Genomic DNA, 14,869 nt, shown 5'->3' with positions numbered 1-14,869 from the left:
ACCCGGGGCCACACCATGAACACTGCAGCAACCGACAAGAAACCCCGGCTGACCACCTCGGCCATGATCGCCTCCATCGCGTCCGAAGGGCAGCGCGTGAAGGCAGCCCCCTTTGGCAAGGCGCTGGTGGAATACGCCGCCAGCCACCCCGAAGTGGTAGGCATGACGGCCGACCTGGCCAAGTACACCGACCTGCACCTGTTTGCCCAGGCTTACCCCGATAGATTCTTTCAGATGGGAATGGCCGAGCAGCTCCTGATGGGCGCGGCAGGCGGCATGGCCAAGGTGGGCCTGGTGCCGTTTGCCACCACCTACGCGGTGTTTGGCACCCGGCGCGCCTACGACTTCATCCACCAGGTGATTGCCGAGGAGAGCCTGCCCGTCAAGATCTGCTGCGCCCTGCCCGGCCTGACCACTGGCTACGGCCCCAGCCACCAGGCCACCGAAGACCTGGCCATGATGCGCGCCATCCCTGGCCTGACGGTGGTGGACCCGTGCGACGCGCTGGACATCGAGCAGGCCGTGCCGCAGATCGCGCAACACCCCGGCCCCGTGTACATGCGCCTGCTGCGCGGCAACGTGCCGCTGGTGCTGGACGAATACGACTACCGCTTCGAGCTGGGCAAGGCCAAGCTGCTGCAGGACGGTGCCGACGTGCTGGTGATCAGCAGCGGCTTCATGACCATGCGCACGCTGGAGGTCGCCAAGCAGCTCGCCACCGACCACATCAGCGTGGCTGTGCTGCACTGCCCCACGATCAAGCCCCTGGACAACGCCACCATCCTGGCCGAGGTGCGCAAGCCCGGCCGGCTGGTGGTGGTGGCCGAGAACCACTCCACGGTGGGTGGCCTGGGCGAGGCCGTGGCAGGCCTGCTGCTGCGCGAGGGCGTGACACCGTCGCGCTTTCGCATGCTGGCGCTGCCCGATGCGTTCCTGGACGCAGGTGCCCTGCCAACGTTGCACGATCGCTACGGCATCTCTGCCGACAAGATGGCCGCCCAGCTCAAGCAGTGGCTGGCGTGACGGCACCGCCGCCCCGCGGAGGCACTGCAACGCCCGGGGGCTTTTTGCGGGGGTTGTTCGACATCGCCGTGCGCGCCGCGCAGCCGGTGCACCGCATGGCGCAGGCGCTGCCCGCGCCGCCTCGGGGACGCACCGTGGTACTGGGTGCGGGCAAGGCGGCTGGTGCCATGGTGCATGCGCTGGAGGCCCTGTGGCCACAGGATGCGCCGCTGTCCGGCCTGGTGGTCACGCGCTACGGGCACACGCCACCTCTCCCGACGGGTCTACCCGCGCGCATCGAGATTGCCGAGGCCGCGCACCCCGTGCCCGATGCGGCCGGACTGCAGGCCGCTGAACGCATGCTGGCCCTTACCCATGGCCTTGCAGCCGACGACCTGGTGCTGTGCCTGATCTCGGGTGGCGGCTCGGCCCTGCTGACACTGCCCTGCGAGGGCCTGACGCTGCAGGACAAGCAGACCCTCAACCGCGCGCTGCTGCACAGCGGGGCCACCATTGCCGAGATGAACTGCGTGCGCAAGCACCTGTCCCGCATCAAGGGTGGCCACCTGGCCGCCGCCTGCGCGCCCGCCCAAGTGGTCACCCTGGCCATCAGCGACGTGCCGGGCGACGACCCTGCCGTCATCGCCAGCGGCCCCACCGTGCCCGATGACTCCACCTGTGCCGATGCATTGGCCATTCTGACCCGCTACGGCATCACCCTGCCCCACGCCGTGCAGGCCGCGCTGCGCCGCGGCGACCTGGAAACCCCCAAGCCCGGCGACCCGCGTCTGGCCGACCACCAGGTTCACCTGCTGGCCACGCCCCAGCAGTCGCTACAGGCAGCAGCTGAGGCAGCGGGTGCAACCGGGCTGGCCGTGTACCTGTTGGGCGATGCCATCGAGGGCGAATCACGCGACGTAGGCCGGGTGCACGGCGCCATGGCGCGTGCCGTGGCCCAGGGGCGCAGCAGCCTGCAACGGCCCTGCGTGCTACTCAGCGGCGGGGAAACCACCGTCACGGTGCGCCGGGCCGAGGGCCCCGCCCCGCGCGGGCGCGGCGGCCGTGCGGGCGAGTTCTGCATGGGCGTGGCCGAGGCCCTGCAAGGGCAGCCTGGCGTGTGGGCCCTGGCAGCGGACACCGATGGCATCGACGGCATGGAGGACAACGCGGGCGCCATCGTCAGTCCCGATACCTTGGCACGGGCGAATGCCCTGGGCCTGGACCTGGCCGAGCACCAGCAGCGCAACGACGCCTACGGATTTTTCTCAGCCCTGGGCGACCTGGTGGTGACCGGTCCCACCCATACCAACGTCAACGACTTTCGGGCACTGCTCGTGCTGTGATGACCGGAGCGTGCGTGTAGCATGGGCAGCCCTTGAGGAGGAGAACCCATGCACCCCAACGCCCAGACTCTGCAACGCTTTTACACCGCGTTTGCGCAACTGGACCACGCCACCATGGCGGCCTGCTATGCACCCGACGCCACGTTTGACGACGAAGCCTTTTCCCTGAAAGGCCGCGAGCAGGTGGCAGGCATGTGGCGCATGCTGTGCACTGCCACCCAAAAGCCCGGCGCCGCCGAACACTGGAAGCTGGAGTTCAGCGGCATCGACGCCGATGCGCAGGGCGGCAAGGCGCACTGGGAAGCGCACTACCTCTTCAGCGCCACGGGGCGCAAGGTGCACAACATCATCGACGGCACCTTCACCTTCACGCCCGACGGGCTGATCGCCACCCACCGCGACCGCTTCAACTTCTGGCGCTGGGCGCGGCAGGCGCTAGGTGCGCCGGGGCTGCTGCTGGGCTGGTCGCCATCGCTCAAGCGCAAGGTGCGTAGTACAGCGGCGGGGAATCTGAAGAAGTTTCTGGCGCAGGAGGCACGGCCGCTATGACCCGCACACCAGGCCCGCGAAATACGACACAAGCCCCCTGTGCAATTGGCTGCGCTTGAGCTTCAAGTCTTCTTGCGACGCACCGCATTGAATGCCGATGCTGTCATGGCCAGCAACAGCGCCATAAGCCCCCATTCGCTCAGTGTCGGAACAGAGGTTGCGCTGGCAGCCAGCACGTTAAGCGTGGCGTTGGCGGCAGGGGCACTGCCGGCACTGGAATTCAGGCCCGTAGTGACGTTATTTTTTACGCCCGGCGCTGTCGCCGTGACCTGAACAGAAAAGGTGCAACTGCCCCCTGCGGCCAGCGCCCCGCCGGCCAAGGCCACCGCGGAGGAACCCGGTACGGCGGTCACCACGCTACCGACCCCACAGTCGCCCACCAAACCGTTGGGAGTGGACACCGCCAAGCCCGCAGGCAAGTTGTCCGTGAACGTGATGTTGTTAGCGGCCCCCCCCATCCGATTGATGGTGAACGCCAGCGAGGTAGAGCTTCCGACCGCCACGCTTGGCACTCCAAACGCCTTGCTAAAAGTAAAGACAACGCCCGCTTGCGCGCCAGTTGCCCACAATGCGCCGGCGCCGATCAACAGCGCTCCCATCCAACGAACTTTCGACATATCGTCCTCTAAAAAATGCAGGCTTTCTGAACGCTCAATCAAGAGAGTGGCGTTTGTACTTCAATGTTTTGAAAATGTCTTCCAAAAAATGACCGCGCGCACTCGGTCTTGAACCAGCGCCTCAAGGCAGCTTGTCAAAGGGTTGGCTCAAGGCCCGCCAGAGCCCGTCAGGCCGGGCATCGTTGTCGTTGGCCAGTCCCAGGCGCATGTCCTTGTGGCCCAACACTGGTTGCACGCAGTAGGTTCCTGCCAAGTGGTCCCACCAGGGGAACACCATTCCGAAGTTGCTGTTGCCCTCATCCATGCGTTCAGAATGGTGCACACGGTGCATATCCGGGGTCACCATGACCCAACGCAGCCTCCGATCCCAGCGCAAAGGAATCGCAACATTGGCATGGCAAAACGCGGAGTGCACCAGTTGAAACACCGCGTACAACAACAAGGAGGCAAGAGGAATGCCCAGCGCCGCGCAAAGCATCAGCGTCAGTGCAGCAAGTGCCGCCACTTCCAGCGGATGGTGTCGCACACTGGTCGTCACATCGAACGCGGCGTCTGCGTGATGCACTTGGTGCATTCGCCACAGTAGTGGAATGGAGTGCGAAGCACGGTGCAGCAGATACTGAATCGCATCAACCAGCAAAACGCCAATGACGATCTTGGGAACACCGGGCAATGCCGATCCGGCCAACCCTGTCCACTCTAAGGACGTCCCCAGTCGTACCGCTGCGGTCTGCACGGGCTCGGCCACCCACCACATCAACAGACCACCCAACCCATACAGCAATAGATTGACCTTTCTCCGCCCTTGGCAGCCTTCGCCGGTCACACGGCGAGGCCAGAAGTGCTCTGTCAAAGCAAGAATGCCCAGGACCACCGAGAACAGTACGTACTGCCCCCATTCAAAGTGATCCATCACGGCCTGGATGAATTGCGCCATTTTTGCGTTTGCAGGGAGGTCCAAGAGGACTCAAGCCCCGTGGCACTTCTTGTACTTCTTGCCGCTGCCGCAGTGGCAAGGGTCATTGCGCCCTGGCTCGGGCGCCTTGCGCACGGTCTCCACGCGCGGGCCCATGCTCTTCCACAGCTGGCGGAGGTCGTACACCGCCCAGATGGCTTCGCCGAAGGCTTCCACGCGCGCCTGGCTGGTGCTGGGCGGGCCGTCTTCGTCGTACATGCAGACTTCGGGCTTGCCGGTGTCGTCTTCGGTCAGGGCCACGATGCGGTCCAGCGCGTCGTCCAGCCACTTGGCGGCTTCCTTGTCGCGCGGGGCGGCCCAGTCTTCGGGCCAGTTCTCCACGGCAAACATGAAGCCCAGCGCCCAGACCTGGCCGAAGGACGGGATCTCCTGGTCGTCGCCCATCTCCGCGCGCTGCTCGTCGGTCAGGCTGGCCACGGCACCCCGCATGTCCATGGCTTCGGGCTGGAAGGTGCGATCGTCATCCAGCGTCTTCACATCGGTGTCGAGCTGGGTCACGATCTCGGCCCAGCGGCGGTCCCACAGCACCAGAAACCGCGCCTGCTGTGCGGCGTCGGCAAACGCGGGCAGCAGCGGCAGCGGCGCGCCCTCCGCCACGTCCAGCTCGGCCCCGTCACCCAGCAGCATGGGCAGGTATTCGGCCGGGGCAATCGGGCGGCGGCTGCAGATCAGCGCCGTCATGAAGCCGTCGCAGAACTCCCACTGCGGAATTTCCTCGCCGCGCGCGCGCAGGTCGTCGAGGATGTTGTCGATCTCTTCCAGCTCCTGCGGGCCCAGCGCAGCGGCCGGTGCGGCCGTGGGGTCGAGTTCGTCAGTGGCGGGGGTGGGCGATGTGGGTTCGGTCATGTTGGCTCCGGTCGTCAAGGGAGAAAGCGGGGATTGGCGGGCAAAGTTTTACTTTTATGATGCGCAGGCCTTGTGCCACGGCCATGTCACGGTCATGGTGCAGCAGCGGCACCGCAGACGTGGGCTGGGGCGGCGCAAGGCAGGCCGCTCACCACCCGGCAACCCGATAAAAAGGCGGTCAGTGTAGCCCTCCCGCGCCGCGGCCCAGAACCAGGACCTCCATGATCCACCAACTGAACTCCCTGTACCCGGTGCGCTACACGGCTTTTGTGCTGTGCGTTTTCGGGCTGCTGTTGTCGCTGTTTGCGCTGGTGGCCTTTCAAGTGGGGCTGCCCGTGGTGCTGGTGTTCGCGGCCCTGGTGGCTTTGGGTGTGTACGACCTGCAGCAGTCGCGCCACGCCATCCTGCGCAACTACCCGGTCATCGGCCACATCCGCTTCATGCTCGAATACGTGCGGCCCGAGGTACGCCAGTACTTCATCGAGAGCGACAGCGAAGCCGCGCCGTTCTCGCGCGCGCAGCGCTCGCTGGTGTACCAGCGCGCCAAGGGTGACCCGGACAACCGGCCCTTTGGCACGCACCTGGACGTGGGCGCGCAGGGCTACGAATGGGTGAATCACTCGCTCGCGCCCACCCAGCTGCCGTCGCACGACTTTCGGGTGTGGGTCGGGGGCAGCCCCGATGTGCCGTCACCGTCCGTATCGCCCTGCACCCAGCCCTACCACGCGAGCGTGTTCAACATCTCGGCCATGAGCTTCGGCGCGTTGTCGGCCAACGCCATCCTGGCGCTCAACCAGGGCGCGAAAAAAGGCGGCTTTGCGCACGACACGGGTGAAGGTAGCATCAGCCAGCACCACCGCGTGCATGGGGGCGATCTGATCTGGGAGATTGGCTCGGGCTACTTTGGCTGCCGCAACCCCGATGGCACGTTCAGCGAAGAGCGTTTTGCCGCCAATGCCACCGACCCACAGGTCAAGATGATCGAGCTCAAACTGAGCCAGGGTGCCAAGCCGGGCCACGGTGGCGTACTGCCCGGCGCCAAGGTGACGGCCGAGATCGCGGCCGCCCGCGGCGTGAAGGAAGGTGAAACCTGCATTTCGCCCGCCAGCCACAGCGCGTTCCACACCCCGGTGGAGATGATGCAGTTCATCGCCAAACTGCGCCTGCTCTCGGGCGGCAAGCCCACGGGGTTCAAGTTCTGCCTGGGCCACCCGTGGGAGTGGTTTGCCATCGTCAAGGCCATGCTGGTCACGGGCATCACGCCCGACTTCATCGTGGTGGACGGTGCCGAGGGCGGCACGGGCGCGGCGCCTGTCGAGTTCACCGACCACGTGGGCGCGCCGCTGCAAGAGGGCCTGCTGCTGGTGCACAACACGCTGGTGGGCGTGAACCTGCGCGACCGCGTGCGCCTGGGCTGCGCGGGCAAGGTGATCAGCGCCTTCGACATCGCGCGCATGATGGCGCTGGGTGCCGACTGGTGCAACGCGGGTCGCGGCTTCATGATGGCGCTGGGCTGCATCCAGGCGCAGAGCTGCCACACCGGCCACTGCCCCACCGGTGTGACCACGCAAGACCCGCTGCGCCAGCAGGCGCTGGTGGTGCCCGACAAGGCCACACGCGTGGCGCAGTTCCACCGCAGCACGCTGCACGCGCTGCAGGAGCTGGTGCAGGCCGCCGGCCTGCGACACCCCCAGGACATCACGGCCCACCACATCGTGCGCCGCATCAGCGACACCGAGGTGCGCCTGCTGTCCAACCTCATCACCCGCATGCAACCCGGCGCGCTGCTGGGCCCGCTCGACGCGCAGCACAACGTGTTTCGCCTGTACTGGCCCCTGGCCAGCGCCCACAGCTTTCAGGCCAGCGAGCCTGCTCTGGAGCCGTCGGTGCCACACCATGTGGAGATGGTCCACGCCGCCGCCGCGGGCACGGCTGCCGTGGTGGCGGGAGATGCGGCCGCATGACAACGAACGTTTCGGCCATCGACTACAGCGCCTTTCTGCGCCAGCAGCTGGCCACGCAGCCCCACAACGTGATGAGCCATGTGCTGGGCAATGAGCAGATCTGGATCAAGCGCGCAGGCGCCCCCCATGGCACGGGCCGCTATCGCGCCATGGCCATGCTGGCAGGCCTGCTGCGGCTGCCGGTGCTGCGCCCTGTGCCCAACCCGGGCGGCCCCGCCGCCATTGCCACCGAGGTGCGGCGCCTGCGGGACCTGGCCGCTCGCGGCGTGCGCGTGCCCGAAGTGCTGGCCGCGCAAGAGAATGGCTTTGCCATGCGCCACCTGGGCCGCGTGGGCGAGGAGGCCCATTCACTGGGCAACGCGATCGAGCGGACGCTGCGTGCGCATGACCCCGCCGCCGTGCTCTCACTGTGGCAGCAAGGGCTGGACGCGCTGGCCCACGTGCACCACCAGGGCACCTGCCTGAGCCAGGCGTTTGCGCGCAATATGGTGCGCGACCCCAGCGGTGCGGTGGTCTGCATCGACTTTGAGGACGACCCGGCCGCCGTGTTGCCACTGCCGCTGTGCCATGTGCGCGATGCCCTGTGCTACGCGCACTCCACCGCCATCTTCTTGCACCAAAGCGGCCGGCTGCCCGAGGCCCGCGAACGCTGGGCTGCATGGGTCGCACAGGGCGACGGGGAGATGCAGGCGCTGCTGGCGACCAGTATCCGCCGGATGGGGTGGATGCGGCACCTGCCCGCGAGCCGTCGGTTGGGGCGGGATTTGCAGCGGGTGCGGGCGGCGTATGACCTGCTGGTTCCGTGAGCCAGGTGTGCGTCCGGGGCCAGGTCGTGGAGTCAAGCAGTCATGCACAGATGAACCACGGGCGCAGCTCTTCTTAGCGGGCGGTCGTCATCCGCTGGCAGCACCAGGCCGAACAGCGATTTAATGTGCAGACGGAGCTTCGCTTCGACCTATTTCTTTGCAATGACCACTCCTGCCGCCGCGATTCCCGGCCCTTCAGCGCCCGCTCCGTTGCCTCCCCCCGATACCAAACACCGACGCCAGCGCCCGCCGACCCTGTCGCTGGCCGCCTGGAAGCAGTTCATGGGCGTGGCCCGACCCTATTGGGCAGGAGACAACAAGCGCACCGCATGGGGGCTGCTAGCGCTGCTGATCGGACTCATGGTGTGCGAGACACAGCTTGCAGTGATGTTGATCGACAAGACAGGGGAGATGACATCGGCACTGGCGGCCAAGCAGGCCGATCGCTTCTGGTCGGCGGTGCGCACCACCCTGGTGGTGCTGGCGTTCGCCGTACCGGTATACGCCTTCTACTACTACATGCGCGACGCGTTCTCCAACCACTGGCGGCGCTGGCTCACCTACCGCTTTCTGGACGGCTACCTGAGCGAGCGCAAGTACTATGAAATTGGTGCGGGCAGCGACATCGACAACCCCGACCAGCGCATCAGCGAAGACATCAACACCTTCACGGGCCGGTCCACACACTTCCTGCTGATCTTTCTTGGTTCGCTGATGCAGCTGGTGGCCTTCAGTGCGGTGTTGTGGTCCATCTCCAAGACCTTGGTGGCCTTTCTGGCCGTGTATGCCCTGCTGGGCACTTTCGGGGCGCTGTACCTGTTTGGCGCGCCACTCATTCGGCTGAACTTCTGGCAGATCCGGCGTGAGGCAGATTTCCGGTTTGGACTGATGCGGCTGCGCGAAAACGCCGAATCCATTGCCTTCTACAGCGGCGAGCCGCAAGAACGCGCCCAGATCGACAACCGGTTCGAAGCTGCCTTCACCAACTACGCGCGGCTCATCAAGAAGCAGCGCTCGCTCAACCTGTATCAGCGCTCTTTCAGCCAGCTCACGCTGGTGTTGCCCAGCATCCTCCTGGCTAACGGCGTGCTATCGGGCGAGCTGGAAGTGGGGCGGGCCATCCAGGCTGCTGGCGCGTTCGCGGCTGTGCTGGGCGCGATTTCACTGATCGTGGACAACTTCGAGAGCCTGAGCCGGTTTGTGGCGGGCATCGACCGGCTGCACGCACTGTCGCAGGTGGTGCTCAAAACCCCTGCCGCACCCACCCCGTGGGCAGAACCTGGCGCGGGGGGCAAAACGGCGGACGATTTGCCGATGCGCGATGCGTCCCCCGGCACCACCGAGCCGCCCCCGCAAATCATCACCCGCATCGGCAACACATTGGCCATTGAGGACCTGTGCCTCTACACCCCCCAGTTTGGTCGCCTCCTGGTGCGTGACCTGTCGCTTCAGCTGCAGCCCGGCGATGCGCTGCTGATCACAGGCCCGAGTGGCAGCGGCAAAAGCTCTATCCTGCGTGCCATTGCCGGCTTGTGGCGCACGGGCACCGGCACCGTGCAGCACCCGCCCCTGCAAGACGTTTTCTTCCTGCCCCAACGCCCCTACATGCAGATCGATACGCTGCGCAGCCAGATCATCTACCCGAGCAGGCAGACCGGGTTGAGCGATGAACGCTTGCTCGAGTTGCTGCAGGAAGTGCGACTGGAATCACTGGCAGAGCGCGTGGGTGGGCTCAACGCGTCGCACGATTGGGAGAAGCAGTTGTCCATCGGTGAGCAGCAACGCCTGGCCTTTGCCCGGGTGTTGGCGCGCCAGCCCAGCATCGTCATCCTCGACGAGGCGACCAGCGCGCTGGACAGCGCCAACGAAGCCGCCCTCTACGAACGCCTGCGCGCGAGCGGCACCACCCTGATCAGCATTGCCCACCGCCCCGCCGTGCTCAAGCACCACACGCATGTGCTGGAAATCAAGGGCGAAGGCGCGTGGGCGCTGCACGCCGCTGCAGACTTCAGGTTCGATGGCTGAGCGTCAAACGCCGGCGGGCGCCGAATCCTCTGCGCGCTCAAGCACCAGTGCCGTCGCCACATGGGCATCCAGCGTGAGCAGCCGCTTGCGCATGCAGATCACCGCCTTGTCCTTGCTCAGCAAGATGGCGCGGTGCGCGGCAGCCAGATCGATGAATTTCTGGTCGTCGGCGTCCTTGCACACATAGGTGACGCGCGGCGCCACATCCACCAGAAGCGCCTGCGCATCAAACGCCGCCAGCACCTGCGCCGCATCCACCCGGTAGTAGTCCATGCGCGCCACGATGTGTGGGTAGGCCAGCACGCGCTCCAGCTCGTCGCGCATGACCTGCGTGGCAATCCATGACAGGCGACCTTGGGCCAGCAGGGTGCGCAGCGGAACGGTGCGTGGGTCGCTGAAGATCAGCAGGTCGAGCGCGACGTTGGTGTCCACCACCACGGGGCGTACGGGCTCGCCCGCCGCCGCCTCGGCAGGCAGGCTCAGTTCGACCTTCATGGTGCGCCGTTGCCAGCGTGGTGATCGGCGGATGGCTTGGCAGGACGTTCGCGCACCGCACCCTTGATCATGTCGAAGCGGAACATGCGGCATTCGATGGGGCCGTTCCACATGGGCACGCGGCGCGATTCCTTCAGGCGCATCTTGCCGGGCAGCTTGAGGTCGGGCGTGAGCATCCAGGCCGTCCAGCCGCTGTAGTTCTTCTTCCAGTGCGTGGCCAGCTGGCTGAAGAACTCGCCGCCGTCTTCGGTCTGCGCCTCTTCGCGGCCCACGGCCAGGCCCTGGGCGCGGTCGGCCGCACGCTCGCTGGCATTGCGGCCTGCGCTGCCTGCGGCAGCAATGCGCTCGCCATAGGGCGGGTTGAGCAGCATCACGCCAGGCTGCTCGCAAGGCGGCATGCGCTGCAGGGCGTCGCCACCGCGCAGCTGCACGGCCTCGGCCACGCCTGCGCGCTCGGCGTTGCGCTGGGCAAAATCGACCATGCGGAAGGCCACATCACTGCCAAATATGGGTACAGCGCTAGTACAAATTGCGCTTTCAGCTTCGTTTTTGATAGCAGACCAGACGTGCGCCTGGAAGGGCAGTAGCTTTTCAAACGCAAAGCGCCGCAGCATGCCCGCGGGAATGCGGCAGGCGATCTGCGCCGCCTCGACCACGATGGTGCCGCTGCCGCAGCAGGGGTCGTACAGGGGCTGGGGGTTGTCGCCGTGCGGGTCCCAGCCGCTGGCAGCGATCATGGCGGCGGCCAGGGTTTCCTTTAGCGGTGCGTCGCCCTTATCCTCGCGCCAGCCGCGCTTGAACAGCGGCTCGCCCGATGTGTCGATGTAAAGCGTGGCCTCGTCGGTGGTCAGGTGCAGGTGGATGCGCACGTCGGGCCACTGGGTGTTCACATCGGGGCGCACACCGCTTTTGTGGCGGAAGCGGTCGGCCACGGCGTCCTTCACCTTGAGGCCCGCGAAGTTCAGGCTCTGCAGCGGGCTGTGCTGGGCCGTCACCTCGACCTTGAAGGTCTGGCGTGTGGTGAACCAGATCTCCCAGGCCACGTCGCTGGCCATCCCGTACAGATCGTTCTCGGAGCGGTACGGGCGGTGCGCCAGTTGCACCAGCACGCGCTGCGCCAGGCGGCTGTGCAGGTTGAGCTGCATGGCCTGGCGCCACGAGGCGCGCAGCAGCACGCCACCCCGGCCCATCAGCAGGTCTTGCCCCGTGAGGCCGGTGATGCCATGCACCTCGTCGGCCAGAAAGCCCTCGACGCCCGCAGCGCAAGGGAGGAAAAGTTGGAGTTGGTTCATGTCGATGGGGAGGATACGCGCTCGGGCAACGTGTGGGAACCCGGCGTGCCGGCGCGCGCCAGAAGCAACTGGCGGATGGACTCGGGGATGGACGCCACCTTGCGGTCGGCCTTGCCAATGAAGACGATGCCGATCTTGCCGCGCGCCACCTCGCGGCCCGAGGTCTTCTCGGTCATGCAAAAGACCAGGTCGAACCCATAGCGGTTGAAGTCGGCCGGCGCCATCTCCACGCGCATGGTTTCGCCGTGGAAACCTTCGGACTTGTACTGCGCCACGATGTCGCCCACGACGATGGACAGGCCACCCACATCCGCCTCGGGGTAGCCCAGGGACTGGAAGAAGCGCACGCGCGCTTCAGACACCAGACTGAGCAACTGCGCGTTGTCCAGGTGCCCGCCCTGGTTCACATGGCTGATGTAGATCTGCAGCTCGGTGGCAAAACCGAAGTGCGCGGGAAGGTCAAAGACGATGCGGGCCATGGTGGGCTGCGGTGGGTAATACGGAAACAACAGAAAAGACTACGGCGGCGCAGGCGGGCAGTGCGCCACCTGCCGAGCGTCTACAAAGCCTTGCGCAAATTCGCCGGCGCGATCTTGAGCGCCTCGCGGTACTTGGCCACGGTGCGGCGGGCGCATTCAATGCCCTGCTCCTTGAGCATCTCGGCGATCTGGCTGTCGGACAGCGGCTTGGCCGGGTTTTCCGACGACACGAACTGCTTGATCAACGCGCGCACAGCGGTGCTGGATGCATTGCCGCCCGTTTCGGTGCCCAAGCCGGAGCCAAAGAAATACTTCAGCTCGTAGGTGCCGATCGGCGTGGCCATGTACTTGGCGGTGGTGACGCGGCTGATGGTGGACTCGTGCAGGCCCAGTTCGTCGGCAATGTCGCGCAGCACCAGGGGGCGCATGGCCAGTTCGCCGTGGGTGAAGAAGTTCTTCTGGCGCTCGACGATGGCGCGCGAGACGCGCAGGATGGTGTCAAAGCGCTGCTGGATGTTCTTGATGAACCAGCGCGCCTCCTGCAGGCGCTGCTGCATGCCCTGGTGGCCCTCGCCGCCCTTGTGACCGCGCAGCGCGCCGGCGTAGATGTCGTGCACACGCAGGCGGGGCATCACATCGGGGTTGAGGCTCACGATGAAGTTGTGCTGCCCGTCACGCCCGTTGGCCCGGCCAGCTTTGCGCACGATGACGTCGGGAATGATGATGTTGCGCTCAACATCGGCAAAACGGCGGCCAGGGCGCGGCTCCAGGCGGGCGATCAGGGCCATGGCGGCGCGCGTGCGCTCCTCGCCATCGCCACACAGCTGCGTCAGGCGGCGGATGTCGCGGCGGGCCAGCATCTCCAGCGGCTGCTGGCAGATACGCAGCGCGGTCTGCACGGTGTCGGGGTCGGCATCGCTGTCTTCATCGGCCGCCAGGGCGGTGAGCTGCAGCGTCAGGCATTCGGCCAGGTTGCGCGCGCCGACGCCCACAGGCTCCAGGCTTTGCAGCAGCCTTTGGGCCACCGTGAAGCGATGTACCAGTTCTTCGATCTGCTCCAGGTCGTCGGGCCCGGCGAGGCTGATCGCCAGCTCTTCGAGAGGCTCTTCCAGGTAACCGTCGTCGTTCAGCGATTCGATGAGAAAACGCAGTGCGGCCGTGTCCACGTCAGACAGCCGCAGCGACAGCGCCTGGCGGTGCAGGAAGGCCGTGAGCGATTCGTGCGAGCGCGCCAGTTCGGTGGCGTCGGCCTCGTCGCCCTCGGCGCCGTTATGGGTGCGGGCGGGGGCGTCGCCGCCCCACTCGGCATCATTGGGCGCCATCTCGACGGTGCCGTCGCCGCTCCAGTCGGGCTCGTCGGTGCCTCCACCGGAGATTTCAGCATCATTTTGGCTTTCAGTGCTGGTGCTGCTTGTGCTGACAGCTCCTGAAAACATAGCATCATCGGCACTATAGTCGTCGGCCTGTGCGGGCGTGTCGGCGGCTTCCAGGCCAAACTCCTCACGCGGGGCTTCGTCGGCATTGCGTTCGAGGAACGGGTTTTCGTCGAGCATCTGCTCGACTTCCTGCGACAGTTCGAGCGTGGACAACTGCAGCAGCCGGATGGACTGCTGGAGCTGAGGGGTCAATGCAAGGTGCTGCGAGACGCGCAGCGACAGTCCAGGCTTCATCACATGCGGAAATGCTCGCCCAGGTACACCCGGCGCACTTCGGCGTTGTCCACGATCTCGGAGGGCGTGCCCTGGGCCAGTACGCGGCCGTCGCTGATGATGAAGGCGTGGTCGCAGATGCCCAGCGTCTCGCGCACGTTGTGGTCGGTGATGAGCACACCGATGCCCCGCGCCTTCAGGAAGCCGATGATGCGCTGAATCTCGATCACGGCGATGGGGTCGATACCGGCGAAGGGTTCGTCCAGCAGGATGAAACGTGGCTGGGTGGCCAGGGCGCGGGCAATCTCTACGCGGCGGCGCTCGCCGCCCGACAGCGCCAGGGCGGGCGAGGCACGCAGGTGGTCCACGCGCAGCTCCTGCAGCAGGGCTGTCAGGCGCTCTTCGATGGCATCGCGCGACAGCGGCTGGCCGTCATCGGCGCGCTGCAGTTCCAGCACGGCGCGCACGTTTTCTTCGACAGTGAGCTTGCGGAAGATGGAGGCTTCTTGCGGCAGGTACGATAGCCCCAAGCGCGACCGGCGATGGATGGGCATGTGGGCTACGGACTGGCCGTCGATACGGATGTCGCCCGCATCGCTGCGCACCAGGCCCACGATCATGTAGAACGATGTGGTCTTGCCCGCGCCATTGGGCCCAAGCAGCCCCACCACCTCGCCTTTTTGCACCACCAGCGACACATCCTTGACGACCTTGCGGCTGCCATAGGACTTGGCCAGGTGCTGCACCTCCAGGCGACTGCCCGACTGCGAATCAGGCCCCAGGCGGCCATCCGCCTGGGTATCAGGACCGGTACTCACCACAGGCC

14 protein-coding genes are annotated in these 14,869 nt (G+C 66.1%); 6 read left to right on the top strand and 8 right to left on the bottom strand.

The features are described 5' to 3' along the window. Nucleotides 1-15 precede the first annotated feature (15 nt). Genes ASD94_RS21780 through ASD94_RS21770 form a run of 3 tightly spaced genes read left to right on the top strand, consistent with a single transcriptional unit; the run spans nucleotide 16 to nucleotide 2,894 of the window. Nucleotides 16-1,023 (top strand): transketolase family protein, encoded by a 1,008-nt coding sequence (locus ASD94_RS21780; protein WP_056647778.1) that lies wholly within the window; start codon nucleotides 16-18, stop codon nucleotides 1,021-1,023. Continuing rightward, nucleotides 1,020-2,345, top strand: coding sequence for a glycerate kinase (locus ASD94_RS21775; protein ID WP_056648335.1), 1,326 nt, complete (start codon nucleotides 1,020-1,022; stop codon nucleotides 2,343-2,345). The genes ASD94_RS21780 and ASD94_RS21775 overlap by 4 nt, the downstream gene beginning before the upstream one ends. A gap of 48 nt (nucleotides 2,346-2,393) precedes the next feature. Next, nucleotides 2,394-2,894, top strand: coding sequence for a nuclear transport factor 2 family protein (locus ASD94_RS21770; protein WP_056647777.1), 501 nt, complete (start codon nucleotides 2,394-2,396; stop codon nucleotides 2,892-2,894). Between the two features lie 62 nt (nucleotides 2,895-2,956). On the opposite strand, the gene ASD94_RS21765 is transcribed toward ASD94_RS21770, so the two are convergent. The 3 genes from ASD94_RS21765 to ASD94_RS21755 all read right to left on the bottom strand — a co-directional run bounded on the left by ASD94_RS21765 (nucleotide 2,957) and on the right by ASD94_RS21755 (nucleotide 5,333). Next, a complete protein-coding gene (locus ASD94_RS21765) occupies nucleotides 2,957-3,553 on the bottom strand; it encodes an IPTL-CTERM sorting domain-containing protein (RefSeq protein ID WP_146186026.1) in 597 nt (198 codons plus the stop codon). A gap of 79 nt (nucleotides 3,554-3,632) precedes the next feature. After that, on the bottom strand, nucleotides 3,633-4,472 hold the full coding sequence (locus ASD94_RS21760; RefSeq protein WP_162255834.1) for a sterol desaturase family protein: 840 nt from the start codon (nucleotides 4,470-4,472) through the stop codon (nucleotides 3,633-3,635). A gap of 6 nt (nucleotides 4,473-4,478) precedes the next feature. After that, nucleotides 4,479-5,333: a YecA family protein gene (locus ASD94_RS21755; protein ID WP_056647766.1), complete on the bottom strand. Its 855-nt coding sequence runs from the start codon at nucleotides 5,331-5,333 to the stop codon at nucleotides 4,479-4,481. A 221-nt stretch (nucleotides 5,334-5,554) separates the two neighbouring features. Here ASD94_RS21755 and ASD94_RS21750 point away from each other — a divergent pair, with 221 nt between their 5' ends. The 3 genes from ASD94_RS21750 to ASD94_RS21740 all read left to right on the top strand — a co-directional run bounded on the left by ASD94_RS21750 (nucleotide 5,555) and on the right by ASD94_RS21740 (nucleotide 10,128). Continuing rightward, a complete protein-coding gene (locus ASD94_RS21750) occupies nucleotides 5,555-7,297 on the top strand; it encodes an FMN-binding glutamate synthase family protein (protein ID WP_056647761.1) in 1,743 nt (580 codons plus the stop codon). Continuing rightward, the gene (locus ASD94_RS21745; RefSeq protein ID WP_056647757.1) at nucleotides 7,294-8,103 is read left to right on the top strand and encodes a hypothetical protein; all 810 of its coding nucleotides are present in this window, start codon (nucleotides 7,294-7,296) and stop codon (nucleotides 8,101-8,103) included. The genes ASD94_RS21750 and ASD94_RS21745 overlap by 4 nt, the downstream gene beginning before the upstream one ends. 282 nt (nucleotides 8,104-8,385) lie before the next feature. Then, nucleotides 8,386-10,128 carry an ABC transporter ATP-binding protein/permease gene (locus ASD94_RS21740; RefSeq protein ID WP_082576972.1) on the top strand — a complete coding sequence of 581 codons (1,743 nt, stop codon included), beginning with the start codon at nucleotides 8,386-8,388 and terminating at the stop codon, nucleotides 10,126-10,128. Nucleotides 10,129-10,131: 3 nt separating this feature from the next. Here the strand turns inward: ASD94_RS21740 and ASD94_RS21735 are convergent, their stop codons facing one another. From ASD94_RS21735 to lptB, 5 genes are all read right to left on the bottom strand, one after another. Continuing rightward, a complete protein-coding gene (locus ASD94_RS21735; protein WP_056647751.1) occupies nucleotides 10,132-10,623 on the bottom strand; it encodes a putative toxin-antitoxin system toxin component, PIN family in 492 nt (163 codons plus the stop codon). Further along, nucleotides 10,620-11,915 carry a class I SAM-dependent RNA methyltransferase gene (locus ASD94_RS21730; protein ID WP_056647748.1) on the bottom strand — a complete coding sequence of 432 codons (1,296 nt, stop codon included), beginning with the start codon at nucleotides 11,913-11,915 and terminating at the stop codon, nucleotides 10,620-10,622. The genes ASD94_RS21735 and ASD94_RS21730 overlap by 4 nt, the downstream gene beginning before the upstream one ends. After that, a complete protein-coding gene (locus ASD94_RS21725) occupies nucleotides 11,912-12,394 on the bottom strand; it encodes a thioesterase family protein (protein WP_056648332.1) in 483 nt (160 codons plus the stop codon). The genes ASD94_RS21730 and ASD94_RS21725 overlap by 4 nt, the downstream gene beginning before the upstream one ends. 80 nt (nucleotides 12,395-12,474) lie before the next feature. Further along, nucleotides 12,475-14,064 (bottom strand): RNA polymerase factor sigma-54, encoded by a 1,590-nt coding sequence (locus tag ASD94_RS21720; protein ID WP_056647746.1) that lies wholly within the window; start codon nucleotides 14,062-14,064, stop codon nucleotides 12,475-12,477. Beyond that, a complete protein-coding gene (gene lptB / locus ASD94_RS21715; protein WP_056648329.1) occupies nucleotides 14,064-14,861 on the bottom strand; it encodes an LPS export ABC transporter ATP-binding protein in 798 nt (265 codons plus the stop codon). The genes ASD94_RS21720 and lptB overlap by 1 nt, the downstream gene beginning before the upstream one ends. Nucleotides 14,862-14,869: the final 8 nt, after the last annotated feature.

Origin of the sequence: Acidovorax sp. Root70 (assembly GCF_001428225.1) — a bacterium.
Lineage (GTDB): Bacteria > Pseudomonadota > Gammaproteobacteria > Burkholderiales > Burkholderiaceae_C > Acidovorax.
The sequence above is the reverse complement of the archived record's forward strand: the minus strand, read 5'-3'. Positions and strand labels throughout refer to the sequence as shown.

Coding starts and splice junctions, on each gene's coding strand:
- ASD94_RS21780 (WP_056647778.1), top strand. CDS start 16: ATGAACACTGCAGCAACCGACAAGAAACCCCGGCTGACCACCTCGGCC.
- ASD94_RS21770 (WP_056647777.1), top strand. CDS start 2,394: ATGCACCCCAACGCCCAGACTCTGCAACGCTTTTACACCGCGTTTGCG.
- ASD94_RS21755 (WP_056647766.1), bottom strand. CDS start 5,333: ATGACCGAACCCACATCGCCCACCCCCGCCACTGACGAACTCGACCCC.
- ASD94_RS21750 (WP_056647761.1), top strand. CDS start 5,555: ATGATCCACCAACTGAACTCCCTGTACCCGGTGCGCTACACGGCTTTT.
- ASD94_RS21745 (WP_056647757.1), top strand. CDS start 7,294: ATGACAACGAACGTTTCGGCCATCGACTACAGCGCCTTTCTGCGCCAG.
- ASD94_RS21740 (WP_082576972.1), top strand. CDS start 8,386: ATGGGCGTGGCCCGACCCTATTGGGCAGGAGACAACAAGCGCACCGCA.
- ASD94_RS21735 (WP_056647751.1), bottom strand. CDS start 10,623: ATGAAGGTCGAACTGAGCCTGCCTGCCGAGGCGGCGGCGGGCGAGCCC.
- ASD94_RS21730 (WP_056647748.1), bottom strand. CDS start 11,915: ATGAACCAACTCCAACTTTTCCTCCCTTGCGCTGCGGGCGTCGAGGGC.
- ASD94_RS21725 (WP_056648332.1), bottom strand. CDS start 12,394: ATGGCCCGCATCGTCTTTGACCTTCCCGCGCACTTCGGTTTTGCCACC.
- ASD94_RS21720 (WP_056647746.1), bottom strand. CDS start 14,064: ATGAAGCCTGGACTGTCGCTGCGCGTCTCGCAGCACCTTGCATTGACC.